Raw genomic sequence first — 18396 nt, forward strand, 5'->3', positions numbered from 1 at the left:
GTTTTCCGCGAGCACCTGGAGCGCGACATCATCATTGCCTGTTCCTCACTCCTGGCTTCAATCGGCATGCCACCACCGTATGCCGACCATGATGACGCGCATGGATGTGGAGCTACGACCCGCTCTCCCACGTCGGAGCGAGCAGCGTGTCGAGATCGACCTCGAAGGCTCTTGCAAGAAGCATCCAGGTACGGAGATCACCGTGGTACTTGCCTGAGGCGAGGTTGAGGAGCGTCTGGCGCGCGAGACCGCTGCGCTCTGCGAGTTCGTCATAGGTGAACCCTGCGGCGTCACGGCGGTCGTTGAAGATCAACCGCAGTTGCGACAGATCGGGTTCTTGGTTGGGCACCTATCCAGTCGAGTGCGCGCCGCTTCGACGCGCAGCACAGCATCCTGTACTTTAAGCACAAGGTGCTGTACCGCGAGAGCGAGCGTGCTGTCGCAGCCATTGACCACAGGAGTACCAAATGACCCGATCCCGACACCTCGCCCTCGCCGCCGCTACCGCAGTCGCCGTCACCGCACTCTCCGGGTGCGCTCCGCAAGCCTCCCCGGAGTCCGTCGCGATGAGCTTCTCGCAGGCGTTCATGTCGAACGACGGGAAGCTGCCGAGTGAGTTCATGTGCGCGGGCTCTCCGGCGGACGAAGCGGACGGCGGACGGTGGACGACTGACCTCGCGTCCGATCTCAAGATCGGCGACAAAAGCCAGGTAGATGGCGACGGGTATCAGAAGATCGAGGTCGCGTACACGCGAGGGTCGGACTCCACCAGCGCGATGATCGTCACCGTGGACACGCGAAACCTCTGTGTGACGTGGGCTGAGGGTGGACATCTCAGCAACAGCAACAGCAACAGCAACAGCAACGGCTCGTCAGGCGAGTCAACCGACAGCGAATCAGCGCCTCCGGCAGCCACCCCTGGCGAAGAAGGGAACCCTCTCCCCGTTGAGGACGGCTTCTCGATGCGGTTCGAGGAACTGGTCGCCGACTTCGGGTCGCCGCTCTACATCGCGCTTGGTGCCGGGGAGTCGTTCACGGTTGAAGGCTCGGAGCTCCTGGATGTGGACTCGCAGTCCGGGGTGGAGGTCACGACCTCGGAATCTGGCGTCACACTGACCGGCACAGGGGAAGACGGGGCGGTCACGCTGAACGGCGCGATCGAGGGTGGCGCGTCCTCCAGCTACGAGTTCGAGATTCGCGTCGTGAGCGAGTAGCCGACCGATGAAGAACCTCCGACCGAGCGTGGTCGCTTGCGGTGATGGCGAAGTCAGCAGCAGGGTCGTGCGGGCAATGTCGTTGTCCGACCGACCATGATGCGGATGTCGTCGCGCTCAGCCAGAAGGGCAACATCGTGAGCAACAAGGAAATGGCAGTCGGCACTATCGTCGGGTGGGTCAAGGCGCACAAGATCGCCGTCATCGCGGGAACGGTCACCATCGCTCTCGTGGTCGCTGGAGGTATCACCGTCTCGTCCGCGATCGCAACCGCCGATGCGCGCGCGGCGGAGGATGCTGCATTCGCACAGCAAGCAGATGGGTGGGACGCAGCGAAGACAGACTTCGACGCCGCCGTCGCCGAGCGCGATGCAGCGATCGAGAAGACGGCTGCGGCTCGTACCGCTGGCGTCACCAACCTTGCACAGGCGAAGACGGCGTTCGACGCCGCCGCTGCCGCCAATGTGGATGTCAAGGAACTGCGTACCGTCGTCGGCAACATCGACGACCTGCTCACGAACGACACCTTCGGCATCACTGGAGGCGATGATGCTCACGTCGTTCTGACGCCCGAGGTGCCCTCGACCAAACCGACACTTCCGAAGAACCCGGACACCGACGAGAAGAAGACCTACACCGACGCGCTCGCCGCCGACATCGTCACGTTCGCCGAGGCGACCGAGGCGGTCGAGGGGCAGACGAAGAACATCGAGACGTTCATCGAGACAGTGACCGGCGAGTCCATCGCCGAGTCGTACCTCGCGGTGGCTCCTGCGGTCGTCACGTACGCGACGGACGCTGGCGCTGCGGACGCCGACGCCGCGCTCCAGGCTGCCATCGACGCAAAAATGGTCTCGGCTCAGAACCTCGTGGATACCTTCAACGCGGTCACCGCACTCCAGAGCAGCATGCTGGTCGTCACCCCTGAGACTCCGGGAAGTCCATCGCACCCGAGCAACCCATCGACCCCTTCGACCCCGAGCAACCCGAAGCCTCCGGTGAATCCTCCAGCTCCGCCTGTTCCCGAGTCGCCGGTCACTCCTCCGGCTCCGATCGACCCTCCTTCGATGAGCACCAACGCGGCTGAGGGCGCTTCAGGCAACTGCTTCGCGGTTGGAACCGCCAGCACCACCGGCGGCTACATCGGAGCCCCCTCAGGAGTGACCAACTACACGAAGTCGTGGGACGGCTCCCGCTGGAACATCGTCTGGTACTCCTGCCTGTAAGAAGCCCATCGCCTCTGGCGTAGCCAAGAGCAGCTTCTGGGCGCAGTCGGAGTGTCCAGCGATGCGCTCTCGGGCTCCAGCGGTGCAGCGGGAGCCCTCAGCGGTGCAGTTCAGCACTCTGGCGATGCAGTTTCTCGGGTCTCGATACCTCTACTTCCCTTTGTTGTCATGGAAATGAGAGAAGTGAAGAGGTGGAACTGCACCGTTCACAAAAGCGTGTGAGGTCGCAGAGGGGGCACGATCAGTCTTCGGCACCTGTCCACGAGGAGACACACATGTTCGTGAGCGGTGCAGGTTTCGAGAAGAACCCCGGAATCATGCGGACGTTGGCTCAGAAGCTGCATCGCCGAGGACTCGAACTGCACCGCCGGAGCCCGAAACGGCACCGGCGAGCACGTCAAACTGTGCCGCTTCACCCCGGAATCTGCACCACCAGGGCGGCAGGGCGGCGGTGCATTCTCGTGGAGGTAGCCGAGACGACCATGATGGGAGTGTGGACGGACTGACACTCAAGGAGTTGCGAGCCTTCAAGAAGGACGCTCGAACGACCGCGGCGCAACGTGAGGTGATCGACTCGGTCGTCGCCCACTTCGCCGAGGGCGTTCTGTACGCAGACCTAGAGGGCATCCCCGCGTTCGATGAGTGGGATCGTGCGCGCGCCGAGAAGACACGCGCACGCACGCGCCCTGGTGAGCACGGCATCATCGACCGCGCGGCTGGCACGATCACCACTCTCGACGACGATGGCAACGAAGTGGTCTCAGTGCTTCCAGAGCACACTGCCGATTCGATCGACCGGTTCGATGCGCACCAAGCCACAGAGCGGGCGAAGGTGCTCGGTGAACTCGGCGAGCTGGCTGCACGCGCCCGCGAGCTACAAGCGGAGATCGACGCGATCGAGTTGCGCATCTCTCCCCTGATCGCGCGTGCTCGTCACGAGTTGTCGATCCCACTCAAGGACATCACCGACCGCACCGGCTACACGCACAACCAGGTGTACGCGCGCCTTGACGCCCCGCAGGACGAGGCGTCGCAGCGAGCGCGAGCCGGGTCGAGAAAGAACCCGAGCACCTACGTCACTTCGGGAGTCGGTGTCGGTGTCGCCGAGGCATCTCGCATCCTGGGGATCAGCGAGTCCGGAGTCCGCAAGCGCGTTGCCGCCGGGTCGCTCCCCCACACCTTCACCGACTCAGGGCGCCTCCGCATCCTGATCGAGGACTGATCTCGTCACCCAGGTGTCCATTGCGTGCGTGGTGTTGGTTTTTGATACCAAATGCTTTACTCTGGAGTCGGGCAGATCAAGATTGGACACCGCATGCGTTCCCGGAGCTTCGACGACCTCCTCGACGAGGAAGAGTTCCTTCGTTTCTACGATGCCGCCTACGGGCACCTTGAGGGACGCATCCGCGACGACGCCGTGGTCTCGGTCTGCTGGCTCGTCGGAGACTTCCTGAACTACACGACGGTTCCGGTCTTCAAGCCGCACCGCATCTGGGATGAGATCGCGAAACACGCAGGCAGCTACTGCACCTGGATGGGCGTCAACCCGCTCAACCCGGACACGGTGCAGAAGCGTGGAACGAAGGATGACGTGCTCTTGATCTCAAGCCTGGTCTGTGAGTGGGACACCGAGGACGGCTACCACAAGCCCCGGAAGAAGAAGGGCGAGACCGAGCCGGAGAGGCTCATCACGCGCGCGGAGGCACGCGAGCACATCGACACGCTCTCGCAAGCGGTCGAGTTCACGATGGTCAACAACTCGGGCGGCGGCTACCACGGCTGGGTCACCATCGACGACGACCTCGCTCCGAACAGCCCACTCGTTGAACGCTGGAAACATCACACCTCGACGCTCGGCGTGGACGAGTCCGTGTCTGGCGACATCTCCCGAATCATGCGCCCCGTAGGGGTTCTGAACCACAAGTTCCGCACCGCGCTCCAGCGCATCGGCAACTCGTGGGGCGACGGCACACGACCATGCGAGGGACGAGACGAAGAAGGCGAGCCGACGTGGAACGGTGCTCGGGTCAATTCCACCCCGATGAAGACCACGATCATCGACCACCTGAGCCAGGGGGTTTGAGCGTGCTGGTGTCTGAGATCGACAAGGCGCTCCCGGCACTCCCGCAGCGCGTCGCGCCCGCACGCAAGACCGCGCAGAAGCCTGCGCCGACCAGGGTGACGACCGTCTCGCCTCGATCAGTGCCGAGCGATGGCTCGACGGTCAGCGAGGATGCTCCAGGGCGACGCATGGAGCGCGAGCTTCCTGCGGGAGACCTCCTCGTGGCGCTCTACGACGCCGAAGAAGTCGGCAGGCACGCGGTCGGCGACTACTCGCTCCAACTCCCCGACCCCGCGACCGGCACGTACAACGGCGGCACGAACGCACGCGTGTTCCGTGATGCCGACGGCATCGACCGCGTCATGGTCACCGGCTCGAACCGGATGGCTGAGCTGGGCGTGGACACCAACGAGCCCAAGTCCTCGTTCTACTTCCTTGCCGATGTGCTCTGCGACGGCGACTTCAGGAAGGCGCTGACGTTCGCGAAGTTCTACTCCCCCACGCACAACGGGCTCGGCTGGGAAACCCTGATCGGTGATCTCGTCGATCACGAACGCGATGTCGATGCCGTCATCACAACCCGTGAGATCGTCGCACCGGTCTCGGAGGTCGATACTCACATGCTCAAGCCCAAGCATCGCGCGGACGGCACGGAGATCACCGCACTGAACGCGACGCTCTCAGAAGCAATCGAGCACCGCATCGAGCGCGAGTTCACCGTCCGCAAGGACGTTCACGCCGTCGTCGCCGGCGCCAAGATCGGTGTCTGGAAGGACGGCGCGCAGATCACCGACTGGGTCGTGTGGCGCTGCGAGGCTCATGACTTCGTGTCCATCGACCAGGACGGAGCCACCAACTTCTCGACCGCCTCCATGCTGTACCGACTCATGCTGGTCGACCGCTTCGGCAACCGCCACTTGAGCCGCAAGCTCTACTCGGCGAAGGACGCCCACAATGTGTCCACCGTGGACGAGTTGGACGCTGGCGTCACCATGCCGGAGTACCGCGACCACGAGCGAGCGCTCTGGGACGCACAGCGCGCCCTCGGTCGCCACGACGGCAGCCAGCAGCGGTTCGATGTCTATACCTCGATGGGCTGGCTCGTGCGGGACGGTAAGCCTCCGGTCTTCTTGATGCCGAACGGCTCGTACGACCACTCGACCGGAGCGATCACGAACGAGTACCGTGTCGACCTTGCTCCCTCGCAGCCCGGTGCCGGACTCGGGAACCTCGACCGCAAGGTGGGGTTGTCGCGCCTCAGCACGTCGAGGAAGGAGCGTCAGACAGCCCTTGATGCTCTGTTCTCCCTCATCGGCATCGCTGGAGAGGAAGCTGGCGTCGCGCTCATCGGCACGCAGTTCGCGCCGCTCACAGGTCAGGCGATGAACGCCTCCCTCGATCTCTACGGAATCGCGGGCTCGGGCAAGTCATGGGTCGCGGCGGCGGGTCAGTCGTTCTTCACGTCATACCCGCTCACGGGCAAGGCGTTCATGATCTCGATCCCTCACTCGAAGAAGGTGGGCTCGGAGATCAAGGCATCGTTCTTCCGAAACCTCTGCGTCTACGCCGACGACATGCGCATCAACAGCAACCCGATCGAGTCGAACAATGCCCGCTCGCTGGCGACGAGCCTCATCCAGCTTGCCTACGGCGCAGAGGGCGTGGCAAAGGGGGCATCGTCGTCGAGTCTCGCCGATGTGCGCTCGGTCACCTCCGGTCTCGTGCTCACGTCTGAGTACCTGATCCAGGAGACAGCGGTCATGCGCCGCATCATCGGTGTCGAGGTGACCGACTACAACATGGAAGCGATGCGCGTGTTCAAGCGCACTCACTTCCGCGACGGCACCAACCGCCGGTTCACTGCGGACTACATCGCATCATTGGCGCAGCGGATGGTCGAACTCGGTGGACTCGCCGAACTGGCAGAAGAAGCAACCACACGTGCCGAGGACTGGACGACCGCTCACGGCGGCGCACGCTCGGGCGTCGATGTCGTGGGCGTCGTCGCTGCGACGTGGGAGTACCTGTTCGACTACATCGACGAGCACGACCTCACCCCCGCCTACAGCCGCGAGGAGATCGCAGACATCCTGCACGACATCGCCGAGGACAACGCGAGCGCCGTGGACGGCGTAGATGCTGGGAAGACGATCATCGAGTTCCTGCGCGGGATGCTGGAGAACTCCACGGGCTACCTCAAACCGTGGCACGACAAGCCGCCCGTGTCAGAGCACGCGGCGCTCTACGGCTATCAGCAGGGGCAGTCTGATTCCGGGCGCGCAGGCTACTACCCGCCGTCGAACGCGAAGGTTCTCGGCTACGTCTCCAAGGACGGCAAGAACGTCGTCATCGCGGCGAACACGATCCTGTCTATCCGCTCGGCTGCTGGCGTCGGCGATATGCCCGCTGAGCAGGTCTACCGACTGCTCCGCAAGCACGCGGTCGCGACCGCTGGCATTCCGGGCAAGCAGCAATCACAGAAGCTCGGACTCATCAACGCCGACACGCGATCACCGCTCCGCCCCAAAGGCATCACACTCTCGGCAACAGAGTTCGGGCGTGAGTTCCCAGCCGAAACCCCCGTCCCCGCGCCCAGGAAGAACGATGACAGCTTCTAGCAGGTGTGGCATTTTGCAGCAGAAAGGAATGAAGGCATAGTGAAGATGATGACGGAGGAACGAGTCGCGTACTCGCCTGCGGAAGTGGCGTCCCTTATGGGGGTATCCAGAGGTTTCGTGTACCGCGAGCTGCGTGAGGGTCGCATCCCGTCGATGCAGCTCGGCGACCGCATCCTGGTGCCATGCCAGTGGGTTCAGTCGTTCGGCAAGGCACCCGAATGAGAGAGTTGCCTTCAGGCGAGGAAGAAGCCGTTGACACCGCGCGACGGAGTTGTTCGCCGCCGCGCCGAAAAGGTGCCCTATAGACGAAGCCCGCCGATGTGAACGGCGATCGCGCGAAGGACATGCAGCAGATTCGTCTGTTGCGCCTCGGGAGACGATCCGTGAGCGGTCGCCCCCGTGGTCGGCATGGGGATTAACTTGGGGTACTCGGTCAAGTCGTAGTCGATCGCATCGTCGTAGTGACGCACCGGACGATCGCCTCCCGGAACCCAGTCATATGAAAACTTGACCCCGCCCGCAACCGGCGTCCCCATGTGACCCCGAGGTGAGGCGTTCTCGTCGGCAGGAATCTGCCACATCACCCTCCTACGCGCGCCAGGTGCGAGATCGAACGGCACCGCGAACAGACGCGCAAGCGCAGGTCCGATGATGTCTCCCTCAGACTGCTCGCGGAACTCGTCCTCGGAGAGGCGCACAGTGATGTTCCGCGCGCTTGTGCGCCCGTGGTTCTCGAAGATGATGTCCATCGACCCCATCCCGCCCACGCCAGGCACAATGTCGATACCGACGTAAGGTCGCGTCTGATCCTCGCTGTTCTGCGCTTCCTGCGCCGAGGTCTCGCGCATCTGCCGAGCGGTCAGTCGAATCTGCACCGCCGTGAAGACAATCGCGACCAGCGCGACGATGACCCCGACGAGGGTAGCGATTGCCTCGATCCACGAAGGCACGAGATCGGCGGGCAGTTCTTGAACGCTCATCCACATGGACTCAAGCTAACGCGGCGCTCCGACATCCCCCGACCATGATGTCCCGATAACGACCGTTTCTGGGACGCGGAGATCGGTGACGGATTGACCCGCGGGATTCCGCGGGCGATCTGTCGCGGAAGTCCGTCCCGGAAAGCAACGAGTTTCGGGACGATTCAGGGACGGAGACAGCATGCAGCTCGGCTACGCACAGGTATCGACCGCAGACCAGAGCGTCGCGCTTCAGCAGGATGCCCTCTACGCGGTCGGGTGCAGCAGAGTCTTCCTCTACGAAGGGGTCTCCGGTTCGGTTCCGCTCACGGAGCGCCTTGCGTTTCGACAGCTCCTGGAACATGCGCGGTCGGGCAACGAGATCGTCGCGTGGAGGCTCGACCTGGTCACTCAGCGCAAGGTCGCGCAACGTTAGCCATACGGTCAGACGCGACCACCTTCGCGGCAACGGGTCGCCACTGCGCTGCACAATCGTGCGAGAAGCCGAAACCGGACGACGCACCGACAATTAGTCACGCGCAAGCAACTCCGCGAGAGAAGCCCCGTTGCCGGTCTGTTCTCGCTCGTTGAGGAATCCTGAAATCTCCAGCCATTCAGATTCCGCTGCACGATCATTGTTGAGGATCATGCGACGGAAGGCATCCAGTTGCTGCCGCTTCAACACAACGAGGGCTCGATAGCCCTCAGCAAGAATGGGATCCACCGCGCCCAGGACCGTTGAAGCGTCGAGCAACAGAATCTGGATGTCCCAGAGGAAGTCTTGTATGTCGATCCAGTCGCCAGCGACGTCAATACACAGTGCGACAGGGACTTTCGACTCACGCGTGGCGATCATCGCGGTCTCTGAGCGGAACCGAGCAAGCTCATCGCCGTTGGCGACCGGTCGAGCTGGAGTGAACCAATCGACTGTCACCTTTCCGGGGTCTCTTCCGCCGTGGTCGACGTCAAAGTCCATCACGAACAAAGGGTCAGGCATCATGGCGAGCGTCAGCGGCTTCTTGTGCTTGTCATCATTGTTCGCCTTGGTGAGCATGCTCGCTGTCTCGCTCCCGGAGACGAACGGTTGCAGTGCGCGTAGTGCGTCCACCGTGTCTTGCGACAATGCCGCAGCGTGCGCGGAATTGGTAAAGACGGTCCAGTCGCCTGCGTTCTTGGCGATCGGAAAATAGACCGCCGAGCGTTGCTTCGAGTTCAGCGTCACACCCGTCGCTTCGACAGCCGTGAACATGGCGTTGTCCAGGATCGCTCGTGCCCGCCCGACGATGTCTCGGACCTCCTCGATCCAGTCCGCGGGGAACGGTTCGCCTTTGACCCGAAGCCGCCACACCGCAAGCCTGTTACGCTCCCGCAACGTCGCCGTCGCGGTGACCTCGTGGCTCTCCTTATACTCACGAGTTGCATCGAAGAACAGATCTATCTCGCGCATCAAATAGACGAGGCGGTTGCGCCAGGAGGCGTCGGAGGGCGTGGTCATGGGTAAACGCTATCGGTGACCTCCGACCATGATGTGTCCGAAATCATTTGTATGTGCGACAGGCGGAATGCAGTCGCTGGTCGAACCTGACACGATCGCATTTCCGTCTCAGAAGTCGTCTCACATCTATGCGCGTCTCGGAATGCGCGCAGGAGGGATTCTGAGATGGCGCACCTCGGCTACCTGCGAGTGAGCACGAGCGACAAACAGACGACGGAAAGCCAGCGTGCCGCGTTGAGCGCTCTCGGCATCGAGCGGTGGTTCGAGGACATCGGTGTGTCGGGATCGACTCCGGTCGACCAGAGATCGGGTTGGACTGAGTTGAGGTCATACGCGCGTCAGGGCGACACCGTGTACGTCGCCCGATTGGATCGCATCGCGAGGTCGGTCTCTGGGCTCGTCGGCACTGTCGAGGGATTGGCGGATGATGGGATCGCAATCCGAAGCGCTGCCGAGTCGTTCGACATCGACCCTTCGTCTCCCACCTCGAAGCTCCTACTCACCCTCCTCGGGGCAGTGGCAGAGTTCGAGCGCTCACTGATCCGCGCTCGCGTGCGAGAAGGTCTTGACGCGGCGCGCGGCAAAGGAACCAGGCTGGGTCGTCGCCCGGCGCTCACCGACGATCGGCTGCGTGACCTCGCCCTCGCGATGACTCATCGTGGCAACCAGAGCGCGGCAGACGTGGCGTCACGGTTCGGGGTCTCACGGGCGACGGCGTACAGAGCGGTTGGTCAGTTCGGCTCTGCATGAGTTCCGACGAGCATCGCCTGACGTGCGAGTTAGTCCGACCTTCGTGATCCGCCATGCGAGAGCCGCAGCAGGATCGCGCCGACGATGTGAACGGTGAACCACGCATCCTCGCGGCTCGCCTCGTCGGCGTTGTGCGCGTCTCCGGTGTTGCTCCTGTCTGCGGATGCCCACCGACATGCCTTATCGATGGTCTGGAGTAGCGGGGCGTCATGCGAGGCGATGATCCCCTTGTTCTTCGCGGAGGTAGTGAGGTCTCCGAGTTGGTTGCCCTCGGCTCCAAGGTGAATGAGAGCTTCCTGGAGCGCGGTGCCTGCGTCCGTATTCGCGTCTGCTCCATCGCCGCGCGCGATCTCAGAGAGAGCGCTCTGATAGCTCTTCTCGACGCGCTCCCACCCTGGTGTCGCGAGAAGGCGGAGCACGGGCTCGACGACCTCTACATGAAGCTCGCGGGAGGCGAATGGAATCATCTCACCGTCGATCAGCTCGAACGCGATCCGATCCTCTGCGAGCACGCGATTGATTTCACGGACAAGCTCTGCATTGAAGGGAAGGCGCGCACCGCCTTGGTGCAACATCCCGCTCGCAAAGGACTGCCTGAGAACTTCTTGCTCGAAAACCTGCTTGTGCCCTGCCACAAACGCTTCGACAACTGAGGGAACCATGTCGTTCTCACAGTCGAAAAGGTACTTATAGAACTGCTGGGCTGGGGTATCCCTGCCGCTATAGAGCGAAAGCTGACCTAGGTCCTTGAGGAGGAGGCGGACGGCACTCTCCGCGCTGCGATAATCTCCGCCAAGTGCGCTGTTCATGACGAACTGGAGACGCACACGCGTCTCGCGAGAGAAAGTCTCAGACCAGAACGACTCGCCCTGACGTTCGCGCTCTGCGAGTACAGCAAGCTCTCGTCTGCGTTTGAAGAGTGGGGACACGGAGACCAATCTGTTCAATCAACGTTGATAGCGACTGTCACTTCACTGCATCGCCGTTCCTACTTGAGCCGAGGTTGACTCTGCCTGCTCGTCGAGGCTTCGCTTCCCGTAGAGCATCATCTGGTAGTGCGCCTCGTGCTTCGTGACGGCGAAGACTCGCGCAAACACCTGCAAGTACAGGTCTTGGCTGATGGGCGACGGCGAGTAGTAAGCGTCCTCAATTACCGAGTGCGATCCGTCGTTCACCCAGCGGAAGAGCGCCTGGAAGATGTGTCGCTCATCCGCGTTGAGCAACGGGGTGATCTCTTCGTCCCAGATGCCGCCGCCCATGACACGGAAGTAGCTCTCCAGGATTCGACGGAGGATGTTCTCCAGCCCGATGATGTTCATCTGTTCACCATCAATAGCTCGCCGCACCTCTGCCCAGAGTCGCCCGTACTCCGTCTCCACGGGGTTCTTCCTGCTCGACTCAACAGTGCTCGGGGTCGACGGACGCTTCCGGATTAGGAAGAACGTGCGTCCGCCACTGCTCTCGCCTTGTCTCAGGTGAGCGATCTCCTTGTGGAAGTACACATTGTGGGTCAGGACGAGCACTTGCTCGATCCGATCCGAACCGGACGCCGCGCGACCAATGAGTTGCCTAACGAGCGTGCCCACAACAAAGAGCACATCGCTGTCGAGGCTGGAGATTGGATCATCGATGACCGCGAGAACCCGAGGTGCGTCGTCCGCGCCTTCGGTTCGTCCGTCGAGCAAGTGGAAGTAGTAGAGGAATGCGATGAACGTTCGCTCACCCTCACTCAACGACTGTTCTTTTACCTCTCCGTCTCCACGCGACAGCATGTAGCCGTTGGGGAGCGAAGTGGACTCCACAATCTTGAACGACGTGAATCCGCTCCGCTCCAAGATGCCGTTGATCTGATCGATTACTGGGCGGGTTGACTCCACCGACCGCTGGAGCAATCGAACCTCATCGTCAAGAGCCGCGATCTTGCCGGTCGCCTCCTTGACTTTGCCTTGGAGAGACTTGATCCCGGTGTCGCGAGACTCTTGCTTCTGCTCGTAGGTCGCGATCGTGCCCGCGAGCGAGACCTCGGCGAGATAGCGCCAGCATCTGCCAACAAGAAGCGGGCGCTCCGTCCGGCGACTCCCCACAAGCTTGTTGTGAGCGTCAATGCCGTCGTTTGCCGCCACGATCACGTCGTTGACAGCCTTCAGCGCCGACTCGACAGACTCAAACTCGACCGCCTCGGACGGAGTCGTGATCTTCTTCGCAAGTAGCGCGGCATTCGACGCAATCACCTTGTCGAGCTTGCGTCGAGCCGTCTGGAACGCCGCCTTGTCGATGAACCCAGAGGCAGCGACTGAGGGCGCGTCGGCGGCTGCGGTAAGTAGCGCCTGCCATGCGTCGAAGTCCACCTTGAACGCATCGATCTCGGCTCGTTGCGCCGTGTAGTGGTCGTCGAACATAGTCGCGAGATCAGCAACCAAGTTGGCTGGAGCAATCTGCTGGCAGAAGGGGCATACCCCGTTACTCTCGTGAAGGAACGAACGCCCCGTGGCGACCCAGTCGCTACTCCCCAACTGCTCGACGAGTTCGCTGAGGGTGACTGTTCCGCTCCCAACCACGCGGGTGCCCAGCAGTTTGTAGCCCTCATGATTTTGCAACGCAAACACCGGAAGCGCGCTGAGCTTCCCCACGACAGTGCTGTCACCTGAAAACACCGCGTCGGCGTTTGAGGTGAGGTCAGCGAGCACCGGAACCGGCTCATCTTCGTCGGGGAGCGCCAAGAGCCGGTCGACAAGCGTCTGCTTAGAGTTGCCGACCCCTCCGCGCCCCGTGAAGGCGGGTTTGAGCGAAGGGTTCGCGTCGGTGAACGCCTTGTACGCGTCCCATGCCGTTTGCAGAAACGCAGCCTTGGCGTCTGAGTCCGCCGTCTGAGCTTGCCCCAGGCTGCTCTTTGCCCGCCCGAGCGAATCGACCGCTTGAGCCCGCTCGCCCGTGTCCCCCTCGATCTGTCCGAGACGGGTCTCGGCTTCGGCGCTCTTGCCGCCGATCACGAAGACACCCGGAATGCGGCTTGACTCGCGGAGCACCCTGCTCACAAAGTCACGGTTGTAGACCTTGATCGCCAGAGGTGCAGAGTCGTGCCAAACGAAACTCGCGGTCGCTTCGTGCGAGCCGTCGAGCGCACGACTGATCGTGGTCTTCCCGGAGCCGTTAGGACCGAAGAAGAAGTTGACTCGCTGGAGCGGCTTGAGGACAAGCGGCGTCGATCCGAAACACGCACCACCCGTGATTGTCAGTTGCTCAAGCACCGACGACCTCCAGCGACGGCAGTCCGTTCACGATCTTGACCGTCTCTACGCTCACCGTGGTGATCCGCTTGATGAGGTCGAGGATGTAGCGCGGGTCACCGTGCTCGTCACCCCACGCGTTCGGATCGTTGACGATGCCGGATGCCTTGTCGGTCTTCACCTGATACCGCTCGATAATCCAGTCAAGCGCCGACCGCGAGCCCAGCATGTACTCCTGAGCCTCTTCGGGGATGCCGGTTAGGGTGATGCCCTCGTTGTACACGATCGTCGTCTTGTTGTCCCGGCGACCCTCCTTCGCGTACCGCATCTTCGTGACACGCATAGAGGCGTTGGGCGTGACGTTCTCGATGAGTGGGTACGGCTCGACGGTCTCGTACTTCAGGTGAAGCTCGGAGAGCGCACGACCGGCTTCGACGAACTGGTTGAACGCTTTCACCTTCGGGATGCGCGGGAGCATCTTCTTGAGATCAGCCTCGAACTCTGCCCGGTACTCGCGCGAGTGGAGCATCCCGTAGACGTAGAAGAAGATGTCGTCCTTCGAGACGCCCTTCCCAAACGACTGCCGGTAGTCGGTCAGAATCTCGTCGGTGATGTTGTCGATACGTTCGAACCCAGGCGTCGCCGGAGCGGTGAGCTTGCCATCCATCTCATCGAAGACGCCGAGCGTGCCGTCCTCCGGGAAGAGCGTCGAAGGGTCACTCTCGGTCGCACGGTATGTGTACCGGGGGAAGAACTGACCGCCTTCGGAACCCCACAGGTTGAGGTCGGGAACGACGCTGACCATCAATGTAGAGAAGGGCTTGAGCGCTCCGAGTCCGGACGTGTAGAAGCCCAAGTTCTGAGCGGCAGGGGTAGGGAACGCGTCGGCGAGCTGTGCACGGCGGTGGATCATCTGCGAATCGAAATAGACGTGCTGGAGGGAGAAGGGGCGGTACATCGCGACATACTTCGTTGCGGTGTCATTGAGAGTTGCCCGCCGCTCTCTCTTGATGTCGGGCTCAAGCGAACTTGTCCAACTGACGAACGTCGCGTCTCGGTTCAAGAAGGTCGCGATGCTGGTTGGGCGTCCAGCGGAAACCCATCGATCAAGCTCGAAGTTGAAGTTCGAGATCATCCGCCCGACGTTGCTGACCATTTCATCGTGTGAGAAGTTGTAGACCCACGCATCTCGTCCGGAACCTAATCCAGTAGACCGCAGGCGTAGAACTCGCAGTTCTCGGGACTTCGTATCCTTCGCTGCAACGGGCGTGAAGGTGGTGAACTTGTCGCTCCGCTGGGCGAGCCAGTCCCCCTCGGGTGACGGCTCCAACTGCTTCCAGGGAATGCCGCTCAGCGCACCGAGAGCTTTGAGTTTCGCGAGCTTTTGCTCGGTGCTGAGGTAGTCACCGATATCAAAGTAGTGAAGAACTGCTGGCGTCTTGTGCTGAGGATTTTTGACGAATAGCGCAATGGCGATGGTTGCGCGCGATCCCGAGCCGAAGACCTTCCCGCCTTCACGTCTCGACTGCTCGCCAGAAGTGCGCTGGTTGCCCCGGAGATTGATGATGTAGACGCTCGTGAACTCGTCAGCGATGCTGAGCCGCACTCCGTCAGCCGAGTTTGAATCGATGTACCCACCGTTCGAGACGAACGCAACAATGCCCTCTGAGCCGATCCTGTCGGATGCCCACCTGAGCGCCCGAAGGTAACTGTCGAACAGCCGGTTCTTGTTCGTTGCGCTTGATCGTGCACCGTACGTGTCTCGGATACGGGAGTCGAGCGTCTTGTACTCGTTGTTTGCGTTGGCATCGTTGCTGGTCTTCTGCCCAGCCGAGTACGGCGGGTTGCCGATGATGACGCGAATGTCGCGTTCCTTCTGAGCGACCACACGGTCGTTGTTCGCTTGGAAGATGCCCATGTCGTCGAGTTCGTCGTCGTCCTCAAACATCTGGAAGGTGTCCGTCAAGACGATGCCGTCAAACGGCACGTACTCACCCCCGCGCAGCGCGTGGTACGTCTCCTCGATGTTGATCGCCGCGACGTAGTATGCGAGCAGAACGATCTCGTTCGCGTGAAGCTCGTACCGGTACTTCCGTGCGAGGTCGTGAGGCTTGATGAGACCTGATTGCAGGAGCCGCACGATGAACGTGCCCGTCCCAGTGAACGGGTCAAGGATGTGAATGCCTTCGTCAGAGAGCGTCGCTTCGAACTCGTCCTTGAGGATGTCGTTGACGCTGTGGATGATGAAATCCACGATCTCGTTGGGCGTGTAGACGATGCCGAGCTTCTCGCTCGTCTTCGAGAACGCGGTCGAGAAGAACTTCTCGTAGAGGTCTTTGACGATCGTCTGCTTCGCTGCCGCGTCGTCGATGCCTGATGCTCGGGTGCGGACGGACTCGTAGAACGCTTCGAGCTTGACGGTCTCGTTCTCCAGGTTCTCACCGTCGAGCACCTTGACCATCGAGTTCATGACCTGCGAGACCGGGTTGTTCTCGGAGAACGCGTACCCCTCGAACAGCGCGTCGAAGACCGGCTGTGTGATGAGGTGCTGCGAGAGCATCTGCACCGCATCGTCGTGCGAGATGTCCGGGTTCAGGTTGAGCCGCAGCCCCTCGGTGAACGCCTCGAACTCCTCGCGGATGAGCTTGTTGTCACCATTGACCAGCGCGTTGATCCGGGTCGAGTGGGCTTCCGCGATCGCCGCAACATCGGTCGCCCAGTTCTCCCAGTAGCGCCGCTGACCGACCTTCTGGACGACCTTGGAAAGGATCGCATCACGCCACGCTTCGATCTTCGAGAAGTCAAGCTGCAGAGCCGACTGCACCTTGTCGGCGCCCTTGGTCGCCGAGTCCTCCTCGTCGTCGCTCTTGCCACCGCCTGCGCCGATCACGTCGACCATGAGTCGGTTGGTCTTCTTGGTGAGGTCGATCTTGTTGACCTCGGCGTCGAACCGCTCGTCGTGGGCGCGGAGAGCCTGGAGCACCTGCCAGACGACGCGGTACTTGTCGTTGTTGTTCAACGCCTCGTCGGGCTCGACACCGCTCGGGATACCGATCGGCAGGATGACATATCCGAACTTCTTGCCCGCCATCTTGCGCATGACGCGACCGACCGACTGCACGACATCAACGACCGACTTGCGCGGGTTCATGAACATCACCGCGTCGAGCGCGGGGACATCGACACCCTCGGACAAGCACTTCGCGTTCGAAAGGATGCGAACGGTGCTCTCGGGGGACGGTTCCTTGAGCCAGTCGAGCTTCTCGTTGCGCACGAGCATCGACTGCGTACCGTCAACGTGACGAGCCTCCGCGTGAAGCAGACGAGCAGAGTCCTCACCCGATGCCTCGATCCGCTCGATCTCACCTTCGACGACCTGCTGGAACGCATCCGCGAGCTTGCGCGAGGTCGCGATGTCCTTCGCGAACATCACCGCTCGCTGCATCGGCGACGGGTCATCCTCATACTCTCCGGGGATCACCGAGCGCTTCGAGAGACCATTCCAGGTGCCGACGATCTTCGCGGTGTCTTCCATCGCGAGTTCGTAGCCGTCCTGCGACATCAAGCCCTGGAACTCGCGAGCGACGAAGCCCTCATCGACGGCGAGTACGAGCACCTTGTAGTCGGTGAGGCGACCCATGCTGACTGCCTGACCGAAGCCGAGACGGTGGAACTCCGGTCCGTAGACCGCCTCATCATCCATATCGGCGAGCTTCGCGCCGATCTCCCCCGCCTTCTTACGGGTGCCATCCGAGAAGATGCGAGGCGTAGCGGTCATGTAGAGGCGCTTCTTGCCCTGCACGAAAGACTGGTCGTGCACCTTCATGAACGCGGACTCATCGTCGTCCGACATCGCAGCGCCGGTCGTTCGGTGCGCCTCATCGCTGACGATGAGGTCGAACTCCGGCAGACCCATCCCCTGCGCCTTCGAGATGACCGGAAGCGACTGGTAGGTCGAGAAGATCACGGTGAGTTTGTCGGAGCCGTCACCCTGTGAGAACTGCTTGACGAGCGCCGAAGCGTTCGTCGTCGCGGGGAATGCAAGGTCGGTGATCGGGATGTCTTCCTCGGTGCGGCGCTTGCCAACCGACACGTCCGAGCACACCGCGAACGAGCGGATCGGCACCTCCGCTTGGATCGTCCACTCCTTGAGCGTCTGCGACAGCAGAGCAATCGACGGCATCAGGAACAGCACGGTGCCGCCAAGCGGGACGACCTTCTCCGCGAGACGCAGCGAGGTGAACGTCTTCCCCGTGCCGCACGCCATGATGAGCTTCCCTCGATCACGCTCAGCGAAGCCCGTGACGACATCGTCGATGGCGGTGCGCTGGTAGTCGAATGGGGTCTTGAGGCGCTTCTTCTCCAGTCGCGCGGGCTCATTCCACACGAACTGCGACCAGTCAATCGACGAGTCATCGAGGTCTTGCACGCGTAGACGCTCGACGGGGATCGACTGACCCGAGATCGCGTCCTCCGCGTTCTTCCCCCACTTGTCCGAGGTCGAGATCACCAAGCGCGAGGTGAACTCCGGCAGCCCGTCCTCGGTGGTCTTTCCGGACGCTGAGAGGAACGAGTCGAGCATCGCCTTGGTGACCGTGGTGGTCGGTGCGAAGAACTTGCACTGGATTGCGGTGAGTTCACCCGTGTCGCGGTTGCGCGCGACGAGATCAACACCGGTGTCGGTACGAACACCACGCTCCGGGTACTCCGACCAGAGCCAGACCTCGTCGTACAGCTCGGCGTACTGCGGCTCGGTGCGGAGGAACGCCTGCATCAGCCGCTCGAAGTGCGCACCCTTCGCGTACTCGTCGAACGAGACCTTTCGGTACTGCTCCAATACGTCGT

At 61.9% G+C, this 18396-nt stretch carries 15 protein-coding genes and 1 pseudogene; 9 read left to right on the forward strand and 7 right to left on the reverse strand.

The features are described from left to right. Window positions 1–112: 112 nt before the first annotated feature. The gene (locus B2869_RS12105; protein WP_292766878.1) at window positions 113–349 is read right to left on the reverse strand and encodes a helix-turn-helix transcriptional regulator; all 237 of its coding nucleotides are present in this window, start codon (window positions 347–349) and stop codon (window positions 113–115) included. Between the two features lie 118 nt (window positions 350–467). Here B2869_RS12105 and B2869_RS12110 point away from each other — a divergent pair, with 118 nt between their 5' ends. The 6 genes from B2869_RS12110 (at window position 468) to B2869_RS12135 (ending at window position 7342) form a co-directional block, all read left to right on the forward strand. Then, complete coding sequence (locus tag B2869_RS12110) at window positions 468–1214, forward strand: hypothetical protein (protein ID WP_292766881.1); 747 nt, start codon at window positions 468–470, stop codon at window positions 1212–1214. 152 nt (window positions 1215–1366) lie between these two features. Further along, a complete protein-coding gene (locus B2869_RS12115) occupies window positions 1367–2440 on the forward strand; it encodes a hypothetical protein (RefSeq protein WP_292766886.1) in 1074 nt (357 codons plus the stop codon). A gap of 493 nt (window positions 2441–2933) precedes the next feature. Continuing rightward, window positions 2934–3662, forward strand: coding sequence for a hypothetical protein (locus B2869_RS12120; RefSeq protein ID WP_292766889.1), 729 nt, complete (start codon window positions 2934–2936; stop codon window positions 3660–3662). A gap of 93 nt (window positions 3663–3755) precedes the next feature. Beyond that, window positions 3756–4523, forward strand: a complete 768-nt coding sequence (locus B2869_RS12125) for a hypothetical protein (RefSeq protein ID WP_292766892.1) — start codon at window positions 3756–3758, stop codon at window positions 4521–4523. A gap of 2 nt (window positions 4524–4525) precedes the next feature. Further along, on the forward strand, window positions 4526–7120 hold the full coding sequence (locus B2869_RS12130) for a hypothetical protein (RefSeq protein WP_292766895.1): 2595 nt from the start codon (window positions 4526–4528) through the stop codon (window positions 7118–7120). Window positions 7121–7168: 48 nt separating this feature from the next. Further along, a complete protein-coding gene (locus B2869_RS12135; protein WP_292766898.1) occupies window positions 7169–7342 on the forward strand; it encodes a helix-turn-helix domain-containing protein in 174 nt (57 codons plus the stop codon). Window positions 7343–7419: 77 nt separating this feature from the next. On the opposite strand, the gene B2869_RS12140 is transcribed toward B2869_RS12135, so the two are convergent. After that, window positions 7420–8106 carry a hypothetical protein gene (locus B2869_RS12140; RefSeq protein ID WP_292766901.1) on the reverse strand — a complete coding sequence of 229 codons (687 nt, stop codon included), beginning with the start codon at window positions 8104–8106 and terminating at the stop codon, window positions 7420–7422. A gap of 175 nt (window positions 8107–8281) precedes the next feature. Between B2869_RS12140 and B2869_RS12145 the strand changes: the two genes are divergently transcribed. Then, window positions 8282–8515: a recombinase family protein gene (locus B2869_RS12145; RefSeq protein ID WP_292766904.1), complete on the forward strand. Its 234-nt coding sequence runs from the start codon at window positions 8282–8284 to the stop codon at window positions 8513–8515. Window positions 8516–8608: 93 nt separating this feature from the next. Here B2869_RS12145 and B2869_RS12150 read toward each other — a convergent pair whose 3' ends face one another. Next, complete coding sequence (locus tag B2869_RS12150; RefSeq protein ID WP_292766907.1) at window positions 8609–9574, reverse strand: hypothetical protein; 966 nt, start codon at window positions 9572–9574, stop codon at window positions 8609–8611. A 165-nt stretch (window positions 9575–9739) separates the two neighbouring features. Between B2869_RS12150 and B2869_RS18760 the strand changes: the two are divergent. Next, a pseudogene (locus B2869_RS18760) lies at window positions 9740–10105 on the forward strand (recombinase family protein); the annotation flags it as partial. 3 nt (window positions 10106–10108) lie between these two features. Here the strand turns inward: B2869_RS18760 and B2869_RS12155 are convergent. Continuing rightward, window positions 10109–10231 (reverse strand): hypothetical protein, encoded by a 123-nt coding sequence (locus tag B2869_RS12155; protein WP_292766910.1) that lies wholly within the window; start codon window positions 10229–10231, stop codon window positions 10109–10111. Here B2869_RS12155 and B2869_RS18765 point away from each other — a divergent pair. Further along, a complete protein-coding gene (locus tag B2869_RS18765; protein ID WP_373695371.1) occupies window positions 10223–10324 on the forward strand; it encodes a hypothetical protein in 102 nt (33 codons plus the stop codon). The two genes, B2869_RS12155 and B2869_RS18765, sit on opposite strands and share 9 nt — an antisense overlap. A gap of 29 nt (window positions 10325–10353) precedes the next feature. On the opposite strand, the gene B2869_RS12160 is transcribed toward B2869_RS18765, so the two are convergent. Genes B2869_RS12160 through B2869_RS12170 form a run of 3 tightly spaced genes read right to left on the reverse strand, consistent with a single transcriptional unit; the run spans window position 10354 to window position 18388 of the window. Further along, window positions 10354–11253, reverse strand: coding sequence for a hypothetical protein (locus B2869_RS12160; protein WP_292766912.1), 900 nt, complete (start codon window positions 11251–11253; stop codon window positions 10354–10356). A gap of 42 nt (window positions 11254–11295) precedes the next feature. After that, window positions 11296–13572 (reverse strand): AAA family ATPase, encoded by a 2277-nt coding sequence (locus tag B2869_RS12165; RefSeq protein ID WP_292766916.1) that lies wholly within the window; start codon window positions 13570–13572, stop codon window positions 11296–11298. Then, window positions 13565–18388, reverse strand: coding sequence for a DEAD/DEAH box helicase (locus B2869_RS12170; RefSeq protein ID WP_292766919.1), 4824 nt, complete (start codon window positions 18386–18388; stop codon window positions 13565–13567). The genes B2869_RS12165 and B2869_RS12170 overlap by 8 nt, the downstream gene beginning before the upstream one ends. Between the last annotated feature and the right edge of the window lie 8 nt (window positions 18389–18396).

Origin of the sequence: Microbacterium sp. UBA3486, assembly GCF_002377845.1 — a bacterium.
In the GTDB taxonomy this organism is placed as follows: domain Bacteria; phylum Actinomycetota; class Actinomycetes; order Actinomycetales; family Microbacteriaceae; genus Microbacterium; species Microbacterium maritypicum_A.